The 20,591-nt window shown below is 73.5% G+C and carries 16 protein-coding genes, 1 pseudogene and 1 riboswitch; of the genes and pseudogenes, 8 read left to right on the top strand and 9 right to left on the bottom strand.

The window, feature by feature from the left end:
- The first annotated feature begins 133 nt into the window (after positions 1-133).
- Complete coding sequence (locus LC193_RS13025; protein ID WP_226074206.1) at positions 134-1,333, top strand: PrsW family intramembrane metalloprotease; 1,200 nt, start codon at positions 134-136, stop codon at positions 1,331-1,333.
- A gap of 101 nt (positions 1,334-1,434) precedes the next feature.
- Here the strand turns inward: LC193_RS13025 and LC193_RS13030 are convergent, their stop codons facing one another.
- On the bottom strand, positions 1,435-2,403 hold the full coding sequence (locus LC193_RS13030; protein WP_226074208.1) for a hypothetical protein: 969 nt from the start codon (positions 2,401-2,403) through the stop codon (positions 1,435-1,437).
- Positions 2,404-2,520: 117 nt separating this feature from the next.
- Here LC193_RS13030 and LC193_RS13035 point away from each other — a divergent pair, with 117 nt between their 5' ends.
- On the top strand, positions 2,521-3,252 hold the full coding sequence (locus tag LC193_RS13035) for a hypothetical protein (RefSeq protein ID WP_318842151.1): 732 nt from the start codon (positions 2,521-2,523) through the stop codon (positions 3,250-3,252).
- Positions 3,253-3,711: 459 nt separating this feature from the next.
- Here LC193_RS13035 and LC193_RS29110 read toward each other — a convergent pair.
- Positions 3,712-4,251, bottom strand: a pseudogene (locus tag LC193_RS29110) (MrcB family domain-containing protein); the annotation flags it as partial.
- A gap of 84 nt (positions 4,252-4,335) precedes the next feature.
- Positions 4,336-4,575 (bottom strand): hypothetical protein, encoded by a 240-nt coding sequence (locus tag LC193_RS13045; RefSeq protein WP_226074212.1) that lies wholly within the window; start codon positions 4,573-4,575, stop codon positions 4,336-4,338.
- 671 nt (positions 4,576-5,246) lie between these two features.
- Here LC193_RS13045 and LC193_RS13050 point away from each other — a divergent pair.
- Positions 5,247-5,993 carry a helix-turn-helix domain-containing protein gene (locus tag LC193_RS13050; protein WP_226074215.1) on the top strand — a complete coding sequence of 249 codons (747 nt, stop codon included), beginning with the start codon at positions 5,247-5,249 and terminating at the stop codon, positions 5,991-5,993.
- 40 nt (positions 5,994-6,033) lie between these two features.
- Here LC193_RS13050 and LC193_RS13055 read toward each other — a convergent pair whose 3' ends face one another.
- From LC193_RS13055 to LC193_RS13070, 4 genes are all read right to left on the bottom strand, one after another.
- Positions 6,034-6,975 (bottom strand): aldo/keto reductase, encoded by a 942-nt coding sequence (locus tag LC193_RS13055; RefSeq protein WP_226074217.1) that lies wholly within the window; start codon positions 6,973-6,975, stop codon positions 6,034-6,036.
- Between the two features lie 117 nt (positions 6,976-7,092).
- Positions 7,093-8,106 carry a M23 family metallopeptidase gene (locus LC193_RS13060; RefSeq protein WP_404819535.1) on the bottom strand — a complete coding sequence of 338 codons (1,014 nt, stop codon included), beginning with the start codon at positions 8,104-8,106 and terminating at the stop codon, positions 7,093-7,095.
- 97 nt (positions 8,107-8,203) lie between these two features.
- A riboswitch (cyclic di-AMP (ydaO/yuaA leader) is annotated at positions 8,204-8,374 on the bottom strand.
- A gap of 212 nt (positions 8,375-8,586) precedes the next feature.
- Positions 8,587-9,072 (bottom strand): winged helix-turn-helix transcriptional regulator, encoded by a 486-nt coding sequence (locus LC193_RS13065; protein WP_404819409.1) that lies wholly within the window; start codon positions 9,070-9,072, stop codon positions 8,587-8,589.
- Positions 9,073-9,135: 63 nt separating this feature from the next.
- Positions 9,136-10,281, bottom strand: a complete 1,146-nt coding sequence (locus LC193_RS13070) for a PP2C family protein-serine/threonine phosphatase (RefSeq protein WP_226074221.1) — start codon at positions 10,279-10,281, stop codon at positions 9,136-9,138.
- 269 nt (positions 10,282-10,550) lie between these two features.
- Here LC193_RS13070 and LC193_RS13075 point away from each other — a divergent pair, with 269 nt between their 5' ends.
- A complete protein-coding gene (locus tag LC193_RS13075; protein ID WP_226074223.1) occupies positions 10,551-11,504 on the top strand; it encodes an endonuclease/exonuclease/phosphatase family protein in 954 nt (317 codons plus the stop codon).
- Positions 11,505-11,918: 414 nt separating this feature from the next.
- Here LC193_RS13075 and LC193_RS13080 read toward each other — a convergent pair whose 3' ends face one another.
- Complete coding sequence (locus LC193_RS13080) at positions 11,919-13,628, bottom strand: MFS transporter (protein WP_226074225.1); 1,710 nt, start codon at positions 13,626-13,628, stop codon at positions 11,919-11,921.
- A 54-nt stretch (positions 13,629-13,682) separates the two neighbouring features.
- Between LC193_RS13080 and LC193_RS13085 the strand changes: the two genes are divergently transcribed.
- Positions 13,683-14,285: a TetR/AcrR family transcriptional regulator gene (locus LC193_RS13085; RefSeq protein ID WP_226074228.1), complete on the top strand. Its 603-nt coding sequence runs from the start codon at positions 13,683-13,685 to the stop codon at positions 14,283-14,285.
- A gap of 239 nt (positions 14,286-14,524) precedes the next feature.
- Positions 14,525-16,111: a Na+/H+ antiporter gene (locus LC193_RS13090; protein WP_226074229.1), complete on the top strand. Its 1,587-nt coding sequence runs from the start codon at positions 14,525-14,527 to the stop codon at positions 16,109-16,111.
- 95 nt (positions 16,112-16,206) lie between these two features.
- Here the strand turns inward: LC193_RS13090 and LC193_RS13095 are convergent, their stop codons facing one another.
- The gene (locus tag LC193_RS13095; RefSeq protein WP_226074231.1) at positions 16,207-17,223 is read right to left on the bottom strand and encodes a zinc-dependent alcohol dehydrogenase family protein; all 1,017 of its coding nucleotides are present in this window, start codon (positions 17,221-17,223) and stop codon (positions 16,207-16,209) included.
- Between the two features lie 327 nt (positions 17,224-17,550).
- On the opposite strand from LC193_RS13095, the gene LC193_RS13100 reads away from it, so the two are divergent.
- Entirely contained in the window at positions 17,551-19,431 is a 1,881-nt protein-coding gene (locus tag LC193_RS13100; RefSeq protein ID WP_226074233.1) for an Hsp70 family protein, read from the top strand.
- The gene (locus LC193_RS13105; RefSeq protein ID WP_226074234.1) at positions 19,428-20,591 is read left to right on the top strand and encodes a hypothetical protein; all 1,164 of its coding nucleotides are present in this window, start codon (positions 19,428-19,430) and stop codon (positions 20,589-20,591) included. The genes LC193_RS13100 and LC193_RS13105 overlap by 4 nt, the downstream gene beginning before the upstream one ends.

Consider the following 20,591-nt stretch of genomic DNA (forward strand, 5'->3'; position numbering starts at 1 on the left):
CGCCGCGCCGGGCCGCGCTGCCCCCGCGCCGGGGCGCCAACCCCCGCTCGGCGGGCGGGCGTTCGACCTCCGCGCCGCGCTCCGCACGGGACGGTGTGTCCCGGCCTCCCCGGCAGGCCGTAAAGTCATCGGCGTGCGCGCAACACGCTCCCCCACGGTCCTCATCGGCGCACCGTTGCTGGTCTGCGGCCTCGTCGTGATGGCCCTGGTGTGGCGCGACACGGACGCCGCCGGTCTCTGGGGCGGCCTCGGACTCGCCCTGCTCCCGGTGCCCTTCCTCGTCGGCGCCTTCCACTGGCTCGACGCCCTCGCGCCGCGCCCCTGGCGCGCGCTGGCATTCGCGTTCGGCTGGGGGGCGTGCGCGGCCACGTTGTTCGCGCTCCTGGCGAACGGGCTGCTGGTCGAACTCCTCACCGACCAGTCGGCCTCCCTGCGCACCTCGCAGGCGGACCAGCTCGAACTGACGGTCATCGCGCCCGTCGTCGAGGAGACGGCCAAGGCGGCGGGCGTGCTGCTGCTGTTCCTGCACCTGCCGCGCGAGTTCAACGGCGTGCTGTCCGGCATCGTCGCGGGCGGCATCACGGGCGCCGGGTTCGCGTTCACCGAGAACGTGGTCTACCTCGGCCACGCGATCGCCCGCGACCAGGTCGAAGGCGTGGGCGGGGTGGACTCGGCGACGACCGTGACGTTCTTCGTGCGGATCGTGGTCGGGCCGTTCGCGCACCCGGTGTTCACCGTGCTGGCCGGCATCGGTCTCGGCCTCGCCTTCACGTGGGCGCGGGACCGCCCGCGGTGGCGGCGCGCGCTGCCGCTCGCGGGGCTCGGCGCGGCCATGGTGCTGCACTCGGTGTGGAACGCGTCCGCGTCGATGACCCTGACCGGGTTCGTCCTCGTCTACGCGCTGCTGATGGTGCCCGTGTTCTGCCTGCTGTGCTGGCTGGCCGTCCGGGAGCGGGACCAGCAACTGCGCGCGGTGCGCAGGACGTTGCCGCAGTACGCGGCGGCGGGCTGGTTCGCGGCCGCGGAACCGGCCGCGCTCGGCTCGTTGCGCTCCCGCTCGCTCTCCCGGCGGCTCGCGCGCCAGCGGCACGGCTCGGCCGGCCTGCGCGCCGTCGTCAGCTACCAGACGGCCGCGACCTCGCTGGCCGTGCTGCGCGACCGGGCCGAACACGGTCTGGACGCGCCGTACTTCGCCGACGCGGAGCGCGAACTGCTGCTGCGGGTCGGCCGGCACCGGGCGCTGGCCGCGGCGTCGATCGAGGCCGCGGCGTCCTCCGGGACCACCGCGGTGCCTGGCGAGCCGTCGGCCCGCACGGCCGTCGCCACCGGCTGAGGGCACGCGCGCCCCGGCCTCCGGCACGCGAGCGGCGCCCCCGCGCCTGCCGGGGCGCTCGCGGGCACCTGGGCGCCGTTCGGGCCGTGCCCGCCCTTCGTTCAGCGCAGCGAGAGCACCAGGCCGTCGCGGCGGCGCGCGTGGCCGAGGACCCACTGCCGTTCCTCGGCGCGCAGCGGGCCGGGGAGCGCGAAGCCGACGAGGTCGATCCGCGGGGTGGCGTCGAGGAAGTCGAGCAGCCGGGCCACGATGAACGCGGTGCTCGGCTCGGCGGCCCAGCGCACCTCGCCCATCAGGGCCGGGTCGCGGACGGGCCGGCTCAGCGAGCGGTCCCCCACGTACGCCTGCGCGCCGGGCACCAGCCGCTGCCTGATGGCGGCCTGCCACTGCGCCGGCTGCTCACCGAAGACGAGGCGGGTGCGCGCCCGGCGCCGCCACCCGGGGCCGCCGCTGCGGTGCGAGACGGCGTGCACGTCGACGCGTTCGCCGGTGCCCTCCGCGTGCGTCTGGAAGGAGTCGAGGCGGATGACGAGGTCGTAGTCGTCGATCCGGGCACCGAGCCCGCTCGCCGCGATGTCCTCCCCGTTGGCGACCACGCACACCGTGCGCCCGGCGAGCTGCCGGCGGAACGCCGCCACGTCGATCGGGTCGCCGCCGTCCAGCGGCAGCCCGTCCAGAGGCGCCCCGCTCAGCGCCATGTACCGCCCGTGCGCGTCCATGGCCTCGGCCGCCCGGCCGTCGGCTTCGAGCGCTTGGGCGCGCAGCCGCCACGCGCCCCCCGAGCGGGCGCGCAGCGCCACCGCGGAGTCCGCGATGCGGCGGGCCAGCCGCACCTCGCCGGCGTCGAGCGCGAGCCGCCCGATGTTCAGCAGGGCGTCGAAAGAGCGATCGGCGGACGGCTCGTACGCGACGTGCTCGGCGACGAACGCGCCGATCGCGGCCACGAGCTTCGTCCGCTCCGGCGTCGCGACGCCGTCGAGCGCGGCGAGGTACCCCGCGCATTCCCGCACGCACGCGGTGGTGAGATCCTCGGCGCGTGCGACGCTTCCAGGGCGCAGCCTGACCTTCATGGGGCTGAGAGTGCCCCTCGGGCGGGCAGCCCACGTGACTCGCGAGCACCGGGCAGGTGAACGTTGCCTGTCTAGCGCTTCCCCCGAACCGACCGTAGTGTTCCCCTCACACTACGCGTGGCTTGGAGCGCGATGTTCACCGAGTACGAGTTGCAGCTCCGGGAGCGCTTCCTCGCCGCTCCCCTCACCCCGGCCCCGGCACCCTGGCGTGCCGTCTTCCCCTCCCACGCGAGCCTGCCGATCGGCGGCCTGCTCGGCGTCGGCTTCGCGCCCGACCCGCGCGACGGCCACGATCTGCTCATGGTCGTCTCGCAGGGCGGGCACGGCGTGTTCGACACGGTCACGGGCGCGCTCCTGGCCCGCGACCGCGACCCCGATGCCGACATCTGCGACCCGGCCGGCCCGTTCCTCACCTGCCCCGGCATCGGGCCGCTGACCGGCACGCACGTCCGGATCGCCGGCCTGCACGGCGGCGGTCTGCACTCGACGACGGAGGACGGCTGGGCCGTCGACGTGGTCAGCCCGGACTGGCCGCACCACCGCGTCCTGCTGTCCGCCGACGGCGGCCTGTGCCACGGCCCGGCCGGCGGCGTCTGGTGGCTGATCCACCACACCACGCACGCCCCGCTGCGCACCGCCGGCTTCTCCCCCACGGGCACCACGCTCGCGGTCGCCACGAGCACCGACCTGACCCTGCTGACCCGTGCGCCCTCAGCCGTCGACGATGCCCCAATCGACGGCGGAGCGGGAGCCCGACCAGCCCTCGGGCGTCTTCCACACCGATCCGATGCCGAGTGTCTCCAAATAGTCGACGTAGGCGCGGACATCCTCGGTGAACAGGGCCAATAGCCGTGGCGGCCGGTCGCGATCCGCGAAGAAGTGCCGGTACTCGAACAGCTGCCCCACCGCCTCACGGACCGCCCGCGTGGGGTTGCCCGCTTTGACGACCTTGGCCTCGACCAGCCATTCCGCATCGCCCCTGCGGAGCACTAGGTCTTTGGGGTGGACCTGCGTGTTGCGTAGAAAGCCACGTGGTTTGACGTAGCCACCGAACTCCGCGACGAGCGTTTCGTGGCGTCGCGTCTTCCGCTGCGTGCGCGCGGGGACATGGGCGACGTAGTCGGCGTCGTTCTTCGGCCGGAAGTGGTCCAACGTTTCCGGCGCTGGACGCGGGGCCCGCTCACCCGGCACGGGCTGGTGCGCGGGATCGGGCTCGTAGGAGACGAACGGCTCGTCCTGCGGGTCCAGGTACCACACGCTTCGTTCGACGTGAGCGGCGAGTTCCAAGAGGTCCGCCGCCTCCCACAGGTCGTCGCGCAGCGTCGCCTCGGGTGGTAGGGCAGCCGTTTCGTACCGCCGCGCGGCGACGCTGCCCGCCTCGTAGGTGTGGGGCCGCCAGTGCTTCCGTTCGGCGCCCAGGCGCAACGGTTCGTCCCACCCCTTCAACGCGTCGCGCAGCATCGCGGATTGCAGGCGCCCGGCGTTGCGGCGCAACCGCTCGCGCAGCTGCGCCTTGGAGGGGTAGGCGTTCTTGAGTCGCTCGACGCCCTGTTGCAGCGTGAGGGACACGGCCGCCAGGTCGGCGGAGAAGATGTACGCGAGGTACAAGCCCTCTTGCGAATCCTCGCTGACATCGGGGTCGAAGATTCCGATCCACGGACTGACCGCGGCCCCACCGTTGCCGCCGTTTCCCGTGGCGTGCAGCCCCGCGGGGAGCGGCAGTGCCATCGTGTGAATGCCACGCAGGAACTCCTGCGCTGGCACGCCGGCCTTCGTGCCCGCGCCTCGATCGTAGGTCTGCGCGACACGTCGCAGGACATCTCGGAGGTCCGTGAGGGGCGTCTCCATGCGCCCATCCTGCCAACCGCTCGCGCCCCCGCGTACTCAGGGGGATACGAACGGCCCGCGCGGCTGCGGCTGGTGAAGACCTCATCAGCGGTAACCGGCGTCCCGCGCGGACCACGCACGTCGAGGTGTGACCCGCCGTGCCGCCCACAGCACGGTGGTGTGGCACATGGTAAACGTCTCGCCGGAGGCGAAAGTCAGCCTTTTGCCACCGCGCCCCGCCGTCACCATGTCCTGCACCGTGTGCACCTGCCCGCCGATCATGATCTGATCTCCGCGCTGGACGGTACCGGCATCGATCTCGATAGCGACGAGCACGCCGTTCATGGGGTCACCGCGCGGTGGCACCAGCAGTCGCACGCCTGGTAGATCACGGGCAGTCCGGTGGGAGAGGGTGGGACTTCCCCCTTCGCGCACGCGTCATGGGCGTTCACATGGCAATCGGGGCTTACGTAGCTCTCGATCGGCCGTGGACACTCACTGGTCGCGACCGCCAGAGCCGCGTGGAGAGCTTTGGCGTCCGTGAGGCACGCGCCATGTGGCGGCACGAGCCACCGGATTGACGTTCCGCGCCTCCAGGAAGCGGGCGGCACCGCCACAGTGTCTCCGAGTCCCAGCACCCATACCCCCGGGAGGCGCCAGTCGCGTGCTGACCCGGCGGCCACGAACCAGTAGGTGGTGCGGGCGGCCTGGTCGAGCAGCACAGGTCCTGAGTGCCTCCCAAGGCGGTGCATTGCGCGCGTTCCGTCTTCCGCCACTACGCGGATGCCATCGAACGACCTTCCGCATGGGAGCGCGCTGACCCCGTTCCCCTCGGACGGGATCCACCAGGGGAGAGGCACCGGGCACGAGGGTGGCATCGCGACCTCCGCGTATCGACACGAGCAACGTGAGCCCCACCGTGACTCGCCCTTCTCGCCAGCTCTACGGCGTCGTCATGTCATAACCGTCAGTCCATCGCGGTCGTTGGTGATGTCAGTTGTGACGAAGGAGTTCCCGTGAACGAATCGCTCCGGCAGGCTATTGCGCAGGCGCACCTGACGCCGCACCAGTTGGCACGGGCGTGCCAGGTCGAGTCTCGGACCGTTGATCGCTGGCTCTACGAAGGGCGTGTGCCGCGGCCGGGGACGCGCGCCGCCGTCGCCGCACGACTACGAGTGGAGGAATCCGTGCTGTGGCCCGCAGCCGCCAAGGCGGTCATGAAGACCGGGCCAGACCGTGAGGTCGTGTCCGTCTATCCCTACCGCTCGTCGTGCCCTTCCGCTGTGTGGCGCGGGCTGATCACGGGTGCCAGGGAGCACCTGACGTTCGCCGGCTACACCAACTACTTCCTGTGGCTCGACCACCCGAACCTGGCCTCCGTGCTGCGCAAGAAGGCCCGCTCGGGAACAGCGGTGCGGTTCCTTCTAGGAGTGCCGGACTCAGACATCGCCAGGCGCCGGGAGCAGGTGGAGCGAACCGCGTTGACCGTATCGACGCGCATCCGGATCACCCTTGAGCATCTGGCACGGCTCACGGACGTCGACGGCGTACAGGCCCGGTACAGCGACGCCGACCAACACATCTCGCTCTCCGTGTTCCGGTTCGACGACCAGATGCTCGTGACCCCGCACCTGGCGTATCTCGTCGGCCACGACTCCCCCATGCTGCACCTACGGCGGCTTCAGGACGACGGAACGTTCGACCGCTTCGCCGCGCATGTCGAGACGTTGTGGGCGGACGGGCGCCCGGTGGGCGAGGGGTGACCGGGTCCGGGCGCCTCCGCGCGGGGTGTTGGCGTGCCGGTCAGTCGGATGCCGTGGTCAGCAGGTCGAGTTCGGCGTCGGTGAGGCGCAGGTCGGCCGCGGCCAGCAGGGCCGGGAGCTGGTCGGTGTCGCGGGCGCTCGCGATGGGCGCGACGACGGTGGGCCGGGAGGCGAGCCAGGCGAGCGCGACGGTCGCGTGCGCGGCGGAACGCGCGGCGGCGACCTGGTCGAGCGCGGCGAGGACACGCTGACCGCGTTCGGTCTCCAGGTACTGTGCCGCGCCTTTGGCGCGCGGCCCGGTGGGGGACGCGCCGGGGCGGTACTTGCCGGTCAGGAAGCCGGCGGCCAGCGCGTAGTAGGGAGCGGCGGCCAGCCCGTACTCGGCCGCGAGGGCGGCCCGTTCGCCCTCGTAGGTGTCGCGCGAGACGAGGTTGTAGTGCGGCTGGATGGCGGTGTAGCGAGCGGTGTTCTCGCGGGTGGAGAAGGCCAGGGAGGCGCGGAGGCGTTCCGGGCTGATGTTGGAGACGGCGATCTCGCGGACCTTGCCGGCGCGCACGAGGTCGTCGAGCGCGGTCATGATCTCCTCGACGGGCACCGACTCGTCGTCGAAGTGCGTGTAGTAGAGGTCGATGCGGTCGGTGCCGAGACGGCGCAGGGACTCCTCCGCGGCGCGTTTGATCGTCGGCGCGGCCAGGCCGGTGAACTCCGGGTGGGTGCCGACCTTGGTCGCGACGACCATGGAGTCGCGGTTGCCGCGGGCGGCCAGCCAGCGGCCGATGACGCGTTCCGATTCGCCGCCCTGGTGGCCCTCGACCCAGGCCGAGTAGCCGTCGGCGGTGTCGATGAAGTTCCCGCCAGCCTCGGCGTAGGCGTCGAGTACCGCGAACGACCGCTCCTCGTCGGCGGTCCAGCCGAAGACGTTCCCGCCGAGGCAGAGGGGGGACACGTGCAGCGATCCGATGGCGTGCCGGCTTGTCGTCATGTGTCCAGACTAGTGCCGACGGCCCTGGCGTCGGGGGAGTCGCCAGGGCCGTCGGGGCGGGGTGGACCGGGCTCGCCGGCCGGGTTCACGGTGCGGCGGGTGCCGCCGGGCCGCGGGTCAGATCGACAGGCCCTTGTCGCGCAGCCACGCGAGGGGGTCGACCGCCGTCTGGCCGTCGGGCAGGACCTCCAGGTGCAGGTGCGGGCCCGACGAGTTGCCGGTGGAGCCGACGCGGCCGACGGTCTCGCCGGTGACGACTTCCTGGCCGGTCGACACGTTCATCGAGGAGAGGTGGCAGTACCAGACCTCGGTGCCGTCCTCAAGCTCGACGATCACGCGGTAGCCGTAGGAGCCGGCCCAGGCGGCCTCCTTGACGACGCCGCTGTGCACGTTCTTGACCGGGGTTCCGGTGCTGGCGGCGAAGTCGGTGCCGGTGTGGGTGGTCTGCCACATCGCACCGCTCTGGCCGAAGTACGTCGAGATGCGGTAGTCGGAGAGCGGGAGGGCATAGCTCTCGCGCAGTTGCCGCAGCCGCTCCTCCTCGGCGCGGCGCTGGCGCTCCTCCTCCGCGCGGCGCTGCCGCTCCTCCTCGGCGGCGCGCTCCTCCTCCGCGTTCTGCGCGGCCTGCTCGGCCGCGTCGGCGGCGGCGGCCTCGAACGCGGCCGTCCTGACCTGCGCGTCGGCGCCCGCGTCCGCCTGGTCGGCCTGCTGGATGATGCGGGCGCGCAGCGCCTCGCCCGCGTCGGCCGGGCCGGCCTCGGCCTCGTCGCCGGTGAGGCCCGCGCTGGTGAACGGCGTGACCGGCGCGGTGTCCTCGGCGGGCGCGCCGTCGAGCAGACCGCCGAGCACGGGGATGGAGTTGAGGGTGTCGGCCGCGGAGTCCATGCCCGGCATGGCGGCGGCGCCGTCCTCGTTGGCGGTGGCCATGCCTCCGGCGCCGACCGCGGCCATCACGCCCACGCCGAGCACGGCCCTGCTGCGCGCGATCGTTCCGCCGCGCTGGCGGGCGACCCGGTGCCTGCCGCGGACGGGGCGGACGGTGTCCTCCCCGGGGTTCCACTCGCCGTAGGACTGGGTGCCGCCCGGCTTGGCGCCGAAGTACGCGGGGTAGGGCCCGGGCGAACCGGGCACGCCCTGCTGCCCGTAGGTGTCCTGGGGTACGGCTTCGAGGGTGTCCTGGGCCGAACCCTCGACGGAGGCATGCCGGTTCAACGCCACGGGGGCGCTCTCCTTTCCTTCCTCTCGCCTACCGGGTTAGCTGACGGGTTCGGAGCAGGAAGGTCTCCTACGAGTGACCGGCCGCGGGTGGCCGCCGGCTGCCCGATTCACCCCAAGTGGTGGTTCCCCGGTTCCATGAGTGCAGTTGTTTCCCACACGCCGGATTCGGCGACGGAGCGCGGTGCCATCCTTGCGACGGCGGTGACGGCCGCGCTGCGTTATCGAACGTTAATAGACGCGCCCGCCGGATTCCAAGTGTCTGCGGCAAATAAAGGCACCTTCTGACCAGGACCTAAACCCTCCAAGTCCTGCAAATCGGGCATAATTTCGCTCCCCGAGCGCTGTACGTCACATCTGACGGTGCGTCAACTGTTATGGAGCGCTGCCCACTCCTCACCCGGGGTAATCCTCGGCGGCCTCGCCGTCCGCCCGTTCCCTGGCGTCGTAGGCGTCGCGTGCCGCGGCGATCTCGCGCTGGTGCTCCTCGGTCCACGTCACGAGCGACTGGATGGTGGCGTGCAGCGTGCCCCCCAGCGGCGTCAGCGCGTAGTCCACGCGCGGCGGGACGGTGGGGTGAACGGTCCTGCGCACCAGGCCGTCGCGTTCCAGGTGCCGCAGCGTGCGGGTGAGCATCCGCTGGCTGATGCCGTCGATCTCGCGCTTCAGCTGGGTGAAGCGCAGGCTGTTGCGGTCGAGCAAGGCGATCACCAGCAGCGACCACTTGTCCGCGATGCGGTCGAGGATCTGGCGGACCTCGCAGCCCTCGCGCGCGTCCCACTGCTTGGCCCCGTAGGAGTGGCTCGTCCCGCAGCACTCGGTGTGCGGGTCGAGCAGAGCGTTGGCCCCGTGACCGGGGGACATCGAAGTGCCTTCTTCCACGACGCCCAATAGTTCCGCATGATGCTGTCGGTTACAACACGGAACCAACCTCTGACCTGTGACTCACTGTCCGTTCCTTCGCTCCGGCCGTGCGCCGGGCCCGGAGACGTCCACCGACCCGCCGGGGGCGTGGGCCACGGCGAGCAGCGCCATGTCGTCGTCGAGCGCGCCGCCCGCGTACGCGATGACGCGGTCCACGAGGCCGTCGAGGCACTCGGCCGGATCCTCCGTCGGCAGGCCGCCGAGACCGTCCACGATGTCGAAGAAGACGCCGGTGGCGTTCCTCGCCTCGCTGAGCCCGTCCGTGTAGAGCAGCAGCCCGGCTCCGGGCGGGAACCGGGCCGTGCGCGCCCGGGTCCGCGCCGGTCCGAGGTCGCCGAGGCCGAGCGGCAGCGCGGGATCGGTCGTCAGGAACCGGGCGCGGGCGCCCTCAGGCACGAGCACCGGTGGCGGATGACCGCGGTTGAACACGCGCACGCGGTGCGGCGAGCCCGGGGGCATCTCGACGAGGACCGCGGTGGCGAATCCCTCGATCGGGTCGAGTTCCAGCCGTGTCGTCCGTTCGCGCACCAGCGCGGCCTCCATGCAGTTCGCCACGGCGGACAGGTCGCGTTCGCGCTCCGCGGCCTCCCGGAACGCGCCCAGCAGCACCGCGACCGCCTCCGTCGCGGCGAGGCCCTTGCCGCGCACGTCGCCGACCAGCATCCGTACGCCGAACGGTGTCTCCCGCAGGGCGTACAGGTCGCCGCCGATCAGCGTGTCGCGCCGCGCCGGCCGGTACCGCGCCGCGACGCGCAACGCGCCCGCCTCGCCCGGCGGCGCCGGCACGACGGCGCGCTGCACGATCCTGGCCACGTCGCGCGCCGACGCGACCCGGCGGTCGCGGCGGGCCACGATGCGGTTGATGGCGAGGGCGAGCAGCGAGATCAGTGCCACGGTCGCGACCTTCACCAAGGACTCGCTGAAGTGCGGCTCGGCCCGCAGAGCCATCTGGGCGGCGACGACGCCGGTGGCCAGCGCGCCGTAGCCGACGGTGACCCGGAGCGAGAGCACCGGGGCGACGAGCAGCGGCGCGGCGACGTAGAACGGCGTCAGGGTGACGTGCGGCGGGCTCGCCAGGTCGAGCACCGCCCCGATCGCGATGAGGACCGCGGGGAGCCAGGTGAGGACCCGCGCCCTGGCCCACCAGGGGGGTGCGGAGGTCTGCACCGTCCCAATCTCGCGCCGGGCGGGCGGAGCGGCCAGTCGATCTTGGCGGGCGCGGGGCGGCGCGTTGCGCCGTTCGGTCGTGGCCGACGGGCGACATGGTGGCGGGGTGGCGGGGTGGCGGGGTGGCGGGGTGGCGGCGGGGGCGCGTGCGGGCGGGGTGGAGCCGGGAGTTCCCCTCTTGTTCCGCACGAGGTCGCGCGGGCCTCACCGGTGGGCGGGACAGTCGCGTGCGGATGGCGGCACCACACGTGAGGAGCATCATGAGGGGTATGTCACGACGAGGGGTGTTCGGGGCGGCGGGCGCGGTCGGCGCCGCGGGCATGACCGGGCTGCTCGGCGCGAACGCCGCGGCGGCCGATGAGCGTCCGCACGCCGGGGCGCGGCCAGGACCCGCGCGGGGCGAACGACCGGTGATCGGCGAGGCGCGCGGCGACCGGCTGCACCTCATGGCGTTCAACATCAGGATGGACGCGAACGCGGCCCCCGGCACTCCCGACTCATGGGCCGATCGCAGGCCGGTGCTCGCCCGGTTCCTCGGGCTTGAGCGGCCGACGGCGTTCGGTGTGCAGGAGGCGCTGTACCACCAGGTCAAGCAGGTCGCCGACGACCTGCCCGGCCACTACGACTGGATCGGCCTCGGCCGTGAGGGCGGCGCCAGGGGCGAGTTCATGGCGATCTACTACGACACCCGCCGACTGGAACCGCTCGACTTCGACCACTTCTGGCTCTCCGACACCCCGAACGTGATCGGCTCGACGTCCTGGGGCAACACGGTGGTCCGCATGACGACGTGGGCGCGCTTCCGCGACCGCCGCACGGGGGCCGAGTTCGTGCACGTCAACACGCACTTCGACCATCAGTCGGAGAACTCCCGGCAGCGCAGCGCGGCGCTCGTGCGCGACCGCATCGCGGAGTTCGACCGGAACCTGCCCGTCGTGCTGACCGGCGACTTCAACGCCGCCGCCGAGACCTCCGAGTCCTACCGCATCCTCGTCGAGGAGGGCGGGCTCGCGGACACGTGGCTCACCGGCGAGCGGCAGACCCCGGCGTGGGGCACGTTCCCCAACTACCGCGAACCGGTCGACGGCGGCTCGCGCATCGACTGGGTGCTGGCGAACCGGCACGTGGACGTGCTCGAATCCGCCATCAACAACTACCGGCACCGCGGCCGTTACCCCTCCGACCACACTCCGGTGCAGGCCCTGGTCCGGCTGCGCGGCTGAGCCGGGAGCCTCGCGCTGGTGGGCCGGGCGCCGGGCGGTGCCCGGCCCACCGGCGCCGGGGACATCGCGGAACGGGCCCCCTGATCGGCGGGCGCCGCGGACGGCCGCCGCGGCGGGGGACGACAGGAGCGGCAGGGCCGCCAGGTGCTCCTCGGGCACGAGGAACGCGTCGGCCGGCACCGGCAGCCGGGGCGCGAGCCGGGCGATCAGCGCCTGCTCGGCGTCCGGCGGTGCCGGAACGGCGCGCCCGACACCACCTCGCGCCCGTGGCCGTGCGGCTCGTCGGGCCCGTCGCGGAACAGCGCGTCGGCCGGCTCCGCGCCATCGGGAGCCGGCGGCCGCGTCCACGCCCATCTCCATTTCGTCCACGCCGTGCACAACGACCGTCCGTGCCCGGGACACCGCCGTCGGCGCTCACCCCCCGGCCCCGTCGTCAGACGAGCGCCGCAGCTCGGCCCCGAGGGCGGCCACGAGCCGCCACACCGTGTCGATGAGGAACACGAAGCCCCAGATGCGCCCCGCGTTCCACAACAACTCCCGCGCCCCGGTGAGCTCGTCGGGGGCGCGCCCCGACATCAGCACCTCCGCGGTGTCGCCGCTGATCACGTCCGCCGCCCAGGAGAGGCCGGCGAACAGGAGCGCGACCTGGGCGACGGCGAACACCGCGGCGTGCCTGGCTATCGCCGCGCCCGCCTCCCGCAGCCCGTCCGGCCGCCGCGCGGCCGGCGCGGGACGCGGCACCCCGGCCGCCCCCGCGGTCCCCGCCGGCTCCGAACCCCCGGCGGGCGCGACCGGCGCGGTGGCGGCCAGGACCGCCCGCGGGGCGCGGCCCGTCCCGTCCGCCGCCCCGGTGCCCCCGGGGCGACCCTGCTCCCCGGGCCCCGGCTCCCGGCCCGCCGCTGCGTCCGGCTTCCTGGGCGGGGGCGGCGGGAAGTTCCGCACGCCGAGAGCCCGGACGGACAGCGGAACGATCGCGGCACCGGCCAGGATCACCGCGGCGGCGGCCACGCACGCCACCTCCCACGAGGCCCGTTCGTACAGCAGTCCGGCCGCTACGGTGCCGATCGCGCCGCCGACCAGCGCGGCGGACTCGTACAGCCCCATGCCGCGGCCCACCCGTTCGCTGCCCGACGCCTCGGCTATGACGGCCTCCTGCACCGGCATCACCGCCGCCCACGCCACACCGCTCAGCACCCAGAGGGCGGCGACGGCATAGGGGTTGGGCGCCCAGGCCAGGCCGAGGGCGAACACCGCGCTCGCCACCGAGGCCAGCGCCAGGACCGCGGTCCTGCCGAACCGGACCACGAACGCGTGCAGGTACTCGGGCAGCAGCCCCGCGGCGACGGCCCCCGGGAGGAACACGTAGGCGACCTCGATCACTTCGAGGCCGAAGCCCCGTTGCAGATGCAGCAGCAGGAGCAGCCCGATCGCCGCCTCTGCCGTCATCGTGAGGGCGACCGCGCACAGCATCGGCCGCAGCCTCCGGGCCAGGCCGCCGCCCCGGGTCCCCGCGGCGTCCGCGCCGCCGCCCGCCGGGGAGCCCGCCGCGGCGGAACCGCGGCGCGGACTGCTCAGCAGCGCGCCCGCCGCGACGAGGCAGGCCGCGGCGCAGCCGAGGAACACGGCGCGGAAGTCGGCGGCCGACAGCAGCGTCAGGCCGGCGAAGAACGCGATCCACGCGCCGTTCTCCCTGGCCGCCATGAGCCGCGGGTAGACGCCCGAGTCGTCCGCGAGGCGCTCCCCGATCATCGCGCGGACCGTCACCCACAGCAGCGCGCCGCCCACGCCGCCGAGGGCCGCCGCCGCCCAGGCCGCGGCCATGGAGCCGGCGAACGCGTACCCCGCGCAGGCCAGCGCGTAGAGGACCGCCCCCGAGGCGGCGACGCGGCGGCGGTCGCGGGTGTCGGCGAGGACGCCTGCGAAGGGTCGCGCGACGACCGAGACCACCATCTCAAGACCGACGAGCAGGCCCACCTCGCCCGCGTCCGCGCCGAGCGCCATGCCCGCCCAGAGCGGGAGGAGGAAGTCGATCAGCTCGGCCGGACCGTTCGCGAGGGCGGACGCGAGCAGCGCCCGTTTCTCCCGCGATTCGGCCGGCCGATCGCTCAGCGTTGCCCCAGACATGCACGCAGCGTAACAGAACACCTGCTCCACTACGAGGGTTTCTATGATGCCCTTGTGCCCCGTCACGTCGACCCCGAGGAACGCCGCAGGCAGGTGGCCGAGGCCCTGTGGCGCCTGGTGGTGCGCGAGGGGCTCGAACGGGCGACCGTGCGCGCCGTCGCGGCCGAGGCGGGGCTCTCGCTCGGCGCCGTCAGTCACTACTTCTCCAGCCAGGAGGCGCTGCGGCTGTACGCGCTCGACCTCGTCAACCAGCGCGACAACGAGCGCATGGCCGCCCTGTCGCGCGAGGGCACCGCGCGCGAGATCGTCGAACGCCACGTGTGGGCGATGCTGCCGTTCGACGAGTGGTCGTACGAGTCGAGCCTGGTCTTCTACTCGTTCCTGGTCCAGGCGCGCACCGATCCCGCGTACCGCGACGCCACCGCGGCCATCAACCGCGAGATCGAGGCCCTGTGCCGGTCGGGCGTCGAACTGCTCGCGCGCCGCGGCGAGATCGCCCCGGGCCACGACCTTGAGGAACTGACCGCGGCGTTCCGCGCACTGGTCGAGGGGCTGACGTTCCAGGGCGTGATGTGGCCGGAGAGCACGGACCACGACACGATGCGCGCGGTCGTCCGCCACTGGCTCGACTCCCTCGCTGCGCCGCCCCGCGGCTGACTCCGCCCCCGCCCGCTCCCCCTTCCGCCGGCTCGCGCCCCCGCGCGCGCCGCCGGTCGAGCGCCCCGCCGCCGACCGCGCGCCGTGCGCCGCGCCGGGACGCCTCTGCTCCATTGGAACGGCCCGCCCGGCCCGGCAGGTCGTGGCGACGGCCTGTCGCCACCCGGTTCCGGCGAACCCGGCCGCGCGTACGTCAGGATCTCCGCGCCGCTCACGGCGGGTGGCGGAAGGAGAACGCCGTGCTTGGTCTGGTGCTCGTCGTGGTCCTCGGGGCCGCGGTGCTGGTCTGCGACCTCGCAGGCCGCCACCTGCACATCGCGACGCCTGTACTTCTGCTCGTCGCGGGCACGCTGCTCGGGTTCCTGCCGGGCCTGAGCGAGGTGCGCCTGCCGCCCGAGACGATGCTGCTGCTGTTCCTCCCCGCGCTGCTCTACTGGGAGAGCCTGACCACGTCGCCGCGCGAGATCCGCCGCGACCTGCGGGGCATCGTGCTGATGAGCACCCTGCTCGTCCTGGCCACGGCCGCCGCGGTCGCGACCGCCGCCCACGCGCTCGGGCTGCCGTGGGGGCCCGCGTGGGTGCTCGGAGCGGCGGTCGCGCCGACCGACGCGACGGCCGTCGGCGTGCTCGCCGGGGCCCTGCCCCGCCGCAACATCACCCAGCTGCGTGCGGAGAGCCTGGTCAACGACGGCACCGCCCTGGTCGTCCACGGCCTGGCCATCGGCATCACGATCGGCCAGGAGAACCTGGCCCCCGGGCACGTCACGGGCCTGTTCCTGCTCGCCTACGCCGGCGGCGTGGCGGCCGGGGCGCTCACCGCGTGGGTCGCCGTGCGGGTCAGGCGCCACCTCGACGACCCGTTGCAGGAGAGCGCGGCCATCATCCTGATCCCCTTCACCGCCTTCCTGCTCGCGGAGTCGGCGCACGCCTCGGGTGTGCTGGCCGTCGTGGTGTGCGGGCTCTCGATGAGCCAGGCCGGGCCGCGGGTCGGGCTGCCGGGCACGCGCCGGCAGACGGAGGAGTTCTGGTCACTCGCGATCTTCCTGCTGAACGGCTCCCTGTTCGTGCTCGTCGGCCTTGAGGCGCAGGCCGCCGCCCGCAACCTGACGAGCGACGATCTCGTGCACGCCCTGGCCATCGTGCTGGTCGCCTGCGCCACGCTCGCGGCGGTGCGCTTCGCGTTCCTGTTCGGCGTGATCGACCTGATGTACGCCGTGGATCGCCACCCGCGCCGGCGCACGCGCCGGGTAAGCCCGAGGGCGCGCGTGGTCGCCGGTGTGGCCGGGTTCCGCGGCGCGGTGTCGCTCGCGGCAGCGCTCGCCGTGCCGCACGCGCTCGACTCGGGCGCCCCGTTCCCCCACCGCGACGTGATCGTGTTCGTCACCTCGGGGGTCGTCGTGGTCACCGTTGTCGCCCAGGGCCTGCTGCTGCCCCCGGTGATCCGCTGGGCCCGCCTGCCGCGCGACACCGCGGTCGAGGAGGAACTGCGCCTGGCCAGGGAGACCGCGCTCCGGGAGGCGCTGGCCGCGCTCCCCGAGGTCGCGGGCGGGCTCGGCAGCGACCCCGAGGTCGTGGAGCGCCTGCGCCGGGAGTACCGCACCCACCTCGCCCTGATCGCGGCCCATGACGGCGACGGCGACGAGGAACCGGCGGTCCGGCGGGACCGGCACTACACGGCCCTCGGGCTCGCCCTGCTGAGGCGCAAACGCGCCACCATGATCCGCCTGCGCGACGAGGGGCGCATCGACGACACCGTGCTGCGCACGCTCCAGACGATGCTGGACGCCGAGGAAGTGCGGTTGCTGAGGCACCAGTCGACGGACTGACCCGCCGGGCGCGGCGGTACAGCGCGCGCCGTACCCCGCCGGCGCGCGCCCCACGAAGGGCGCGCGCCGGGCCCAGGGCACGGTCGAGGGCGCGTTCAGGGGCGCAGGAGCGTTTTGATGGCGCGGCGTTCGTCCATGGCGCGGTAACCCTCGCCCACCCGGTCGAGCGGCAGCGCGAGGTCGAAGACCCGGCCCGGGTCGATCCGGCCGGACAGGACGCGTTCGACGAGGTCGGGCAGGTACGCGCGCACGGGGGCGGGTCCGCCGCGCAGCGCGACATGTGACTGGAAGAGCTCCACCCCGTCGAAGACCGCGTCGTGCGGGACGCCGACGAAACCGACGTTCCCGCCGGGGCGGGCGGAGCGCAGCGCCTGCCGCAGCGACTCCTGGGTCCCGACGCATTCGAGCACCGCGTCCGCGCCGATGCCCCCGGTCAGCTCCTTGACGCGGGCCACGCCCTCGTCGCCGCGCTCCGTGACGATCTCGGTGGCACCGAACGCGGTGGCGAGCCGCTGCCGGTCCTCGTGCCGGCTCATCGCGATGACGCGCTCGGCGCCGAACTCCTTGGCCGCGATGACCGCGCACAGGCCGACGGCGCCGTCACCGACGACGACCGCGGTCGAGCCCGGCCGCACCCTCGCGGCCACGGCCGCGTACCAGCCGGTCCCCAGGACGTCCGAGGCGGCGAGCAGGCCGGGCACGAACGCGGCGTCCGGGTGCTCCGGCGTGGCGACCAGCGTGCCGTCGGCCAGGGGGACGCGCACGTACTCCGCCTGGCAACCGCCGACGAACTCCCGGCGCACGCAGTTGCTCTGGTAGCCGTTGCGGCAGTTGGGGCAGGTGTTGTCCGAGGCGAAGAACGAGCCCACGACGAACTGGCCCGGCCTGATCCGCGCGACGTCGCCGCCGACCTCCTCGACGACGCCGACGTATTCGTGGCCCATCGGCGCGGGCTCGACGACCGGGTCGACGCCCCGGTAGGGCCACAGGTCGGAGCCGCACACGCAGGCGGCGACCGTCCGGATGATCGCGTCGGTCGGCTCGATGATCTTCGGGTCCTCGCGCGTCTCCAGACGCACGTCCCCGGGAGCGTGGATGACGGCTCCGCGCATGATGGTGGTCCTCGCGTTCCTGTCGCTTGCCTCGTGCCGGCGTTCCGGTGCGGGTCCGGACGCCTCGATGCGGATGCTGACAGAGGAGTACCTCACCCGGGGGCGTGCTACTCCGCCACACCCCCGCTTGCGCGCCCAGCGCACACGCCGGAGCACACGACGCGCGAATAACGGCCGCCGCACGCTCCGGTATATCTCCAACAAGGCGTCGCCACCGCCTACTTGACCGCACGTCACACCATGGCCACGAAATCGCCGCATTCAGGCCCGCCCGGTGACCCCAACCCGTACGCTCGACGGCAGCGGCTCACTCAAACGGGGGCATCCATGGCAATCCCCTCCCGCTCCACCTCCTTCACGCCCAAAGTCGTCGTTGCCATCGACTTCGGCACCCACGGCTCAGGATTCGCACTGGCCAGGGTCGCCGCGCTGAACGACCGTGCCACCCAGCGCGTCATCACCTACCAGACGTTCACCGTGACCCAGGACACGACCTACCCCAAGGACCTGACCGCCGTCCTCGTGGACGCCGACCGGACGCCCGTCGCGTTCGGCAACAAGGCGCGCGACCAGTGGCTGCGCCTGCTGGCCCGCGGCAACCCGGACCACCACGGCTACGCCGGCCGGTTCAAGATGGGCATCCAGCCGCGCGGCCTCGAATCCGGGGTCCCCCGGTTCGAGGGCAGCCTCGCCGGGGCCGATCGCGAGGTCGTCAAGAAGCTGACCACGGCGACGCTGCGGCACATCAGCGGCGCGGCGCTCGACACCCTGCGCCGCATCAACGTGCAGGGCATCGCGCACACCGCCGACGACGTCCGCTGGTGCGTGACCGTGCCCGCCATCTGGGGCGAGGCGGAACGCGCGCTGATGCGCGCCGCCGCCGAGGCGGCCGGGCTGCCCGGCGACCAGGAGCGGCTGCTGCTGGTGCAGGAGCCGGAGGCGGCGGCCATCTACTGCGCCCTGTACACGGGGGCGCTGCTCGCGCCCGGCCGCCCGGAGGGGCGCCTGGACGTGGACGCGGCGCCCGGCAGCCGTTTCATGGTCGTGGACTGCGGCGGCGGCACGGTGGACATCACCAGTTACCGGCTGCGTCCCGAAGGCGTCGGGTCCGGCCGCCTTGAGGAGTCCAGGGTCGCCGACGGCGGCCGGCTCGGATCCGCCTACGTCAACCACGGATTCATGACCGACCTGCTCGCGGAACGCTTCGGAGCCGATCGACTCGCCACGTTACAGGCCGACTTCCCGCTCGAACTGGGTCAGCTCGAAAGCGTCTGGGAACGCGAGAAGGTCTCCCTCGCCTCCGAGACCGCCCCAGACGGCCGGCCGGTGATCGACGACCCGGTGTTCGTCGACGTGCCCGGCCGGGTGTGGGAGGTGCTCGACACCCCGACCCGCGAACGGCTGACCGCGCTCGCCGAGGGGGCCACGCACCTGATCGTGGTGACGCCTGGCGAGGTGAAGAAGCTGTTCGACGCGGTGGTCGACCCGATCATCGACGTGATCGAACGCCAACGCGCCCTCGACCGCAGGGACGACCCGGCCGAGGTGGGCGAGGTGGCCGAGCAGATGGTCGTCGTGGGCGGCTTCGCCCGCTCCCCCTACCTGAGGGACGCGCTCGCGCACCGCTTCGGCGACACGGCGCGCGTCGTCCTGCCCGAGGACCCGGCGGTCGCCGTACTGGCCGGTGCGGTCCACTTCGCCTACGACCCCTCGGTGATCTGGGGGCGCCGTTCCAAGTACACCTACGGGTTCGGCTGCGCACGCCCGTTCGAGGAGGGCGTCGATCCGCAGGAGAAGCGGTTCATCAACGACTTCGGTGAACCCCGGTGCAACGACCGCTTCGCCGTCATGGTCCGGCGCGCCGAGTCCGTTCCGGTCGACCGCACCGTGACGGGCACGCTCAGGATCTCGCCCTCCACGCGGGTGGCCACGCTGCCGATCGTCGCGACGTACGCGCCGGACCCCAGGTACGACGACGAGGAGGGCGTCGAGCAGTTGGCCGCCCTGGCCATCGACGTCTCCTCGTCGCACGGCAGCACCAAGGACTGGCGGTACGCGGACATCGACTTCTCCTTCGGAACGACCGAGTTGACGGTCGAGGCGAAGGACCGCCAGACCGGTGCGGTCTTCAGGACGGAGGTCCGCTTCGACGAGCTGTACGGCAGGCGGAACAAGGGCCGCCGGGGGCCGGAGGGGAGGCGGTCGTGACGGACTCCTGGGCAACGGGCGCGGGCGCGGGTTCCGGCGCGGGCGGGTCGTCCGGGGCGGGCGGGGGCGGCGGCGCGCGGGGCATTCCGCCGAAGCCCACCCATCCGCCCGCCGGCGCCCCCGCGCACACCGGCGCGTACCCGCACGCGCACGCCGGAGCGGACGCCGTCGGGAACGTTGCGGGCAACGCCGCGGGGAACGCCGAGGTCGCACGCCTCGACGAGTTGCAGGCGTGGCTCACCGATCTCTACGAGCAGTTCGGGCAGTTGTACGACGACGTCAGAACGCTGCGCCACGGCCGGACGAAAACCGCGCTCACCGCGCTCCAGACCACCGTGGACCGGCTCAGCCGGGACACGGCCGAACGGCTCGGCCGGCTGGACGCCGAGGTCAGGTCGCTGCGCACCGAGGTGCGGCAGCGGCTCGACGACGTCGAGGCCCGGGTGGCCAGGTTCGACGACGCGCTGGACGGCCTCATCGGCGCCCGGCACCAGGAGGCCATCGAGTCCGGCGAGGTCACCAGCGACCTGCACCGGCACCACCTGCGCAACTCCGAGGCGTACAGCGGCCTGATCCGGCAGCCGCTGCGCGGCCTGGCGATGCGGCTGTGCCCCGTCGGGACCACCGCGCGGGAGGAGCTGGCCGAGGCGCGGGCCCGCGCGGTGGCCGCCGTGCTGCGGCTGCTGTTCACCGAGGAAGCGGGGGGCGGCCCGCCGTCGGCGGACGCGCTCGCGGCCGCACTCGCCGCGCGCGGCTACCCGGCCCTCGGCGAGAAGGGGCTGTCCGCGCTCGCCAGGGTGTCGGACACCGCGGGCGCCGTGCGCCGAGGGCTGGCCGGCGACGGGCTGCCCGCCGTGCTGGACTTCGACGCCGACGTGGCAGCGCTGGGCTCCTGGCTGCCGTACAACGCGGGCACCGGCGGGCCGGCGTTCCTCGTCGCGCCCGCCTACACCGTGCCGGGGGCGGAGCCGGGCGAGCTGACCAAGGCGCTGGTCTTCGTCGCCCCGGCGGCCGTCGGGGCGCGGGACACCGCGCCGGGCGCCCCACCGGCCGTTCCGCCGGGCGCCCCACCAGGCGTTCCACCGAGCACGGCGCCGTCCAACGCGCCGTCCAACGCGCCGGGCGCGGGGGCGCGTCCGTCAGCGGGCGGGGCGGAGTGA

This window comes from Streptomyces marincola (genome assembly GCF_020410765.1).
GTDB classification, from domain to species: Bacteria; Actinomycetota; Actinomycetes; order Streptomycetales; family Streptomycetaceae; genus Streptomyces; species Streptomyces marincola.

What these genes read in the sequence shown, in the direction of transcription:
- LC193_RS13080 (WP_226074225.1), bottom strand. Translation starts at nt 13,628, where the DNA reads ATGTCTGGGGCAACGCTGAGCGATCGGCCGGCCGAATCGCGGGAGAAA.
- LC193_RS13075 (WP_226074223.1), top strand. Translation starts at nt 10,551, where the DNA reads ATGTCACGACGAGGGGTGTTCGGGGCGGCGGGCGCGGTCGGCGCCGCG.
- LC193_RS13095 (WP_226074231.1), bottom strand. Translation starts at nt 17,223, where the DNA reads ATGCGCGGAGCCGTCATCCACGCTCCCGGGGACGTGCGTCTGGAGACG.
- LC193_RS13030 (WP_226074208.1), bottom strand. Translation starts at nt 2,403, where the DNA reads ATGAAGGTCAGGCTGCGCCCTGGAAGCGTCGCACGCGCCGAGGATCTC.
- LC193_RS13045 (WP_226074212.1), bottom strand. Translation starts at nt 4,575, where the DNA reads ATGAACGGCGTGCTCGTCGCTATCGAGATCGATGCCGGTACCGTCCAG.
- LC193_RS13100 (WP_226074233.1), top strand. Translation starts at nt 17,551, where the DNA reads ATGGCAATCCCCTCCCGCTCCACCTCCTTCACGCCCAAAGTCGTCGTT.
- LC193_RS13055 (WP_226074217.1), bottom strand. Translation starts at nt 6,975, where the DNA reads ATGACGACAAGCCGGCACGCCATCGGATCGCTGCACGTGTCCCCCCTC.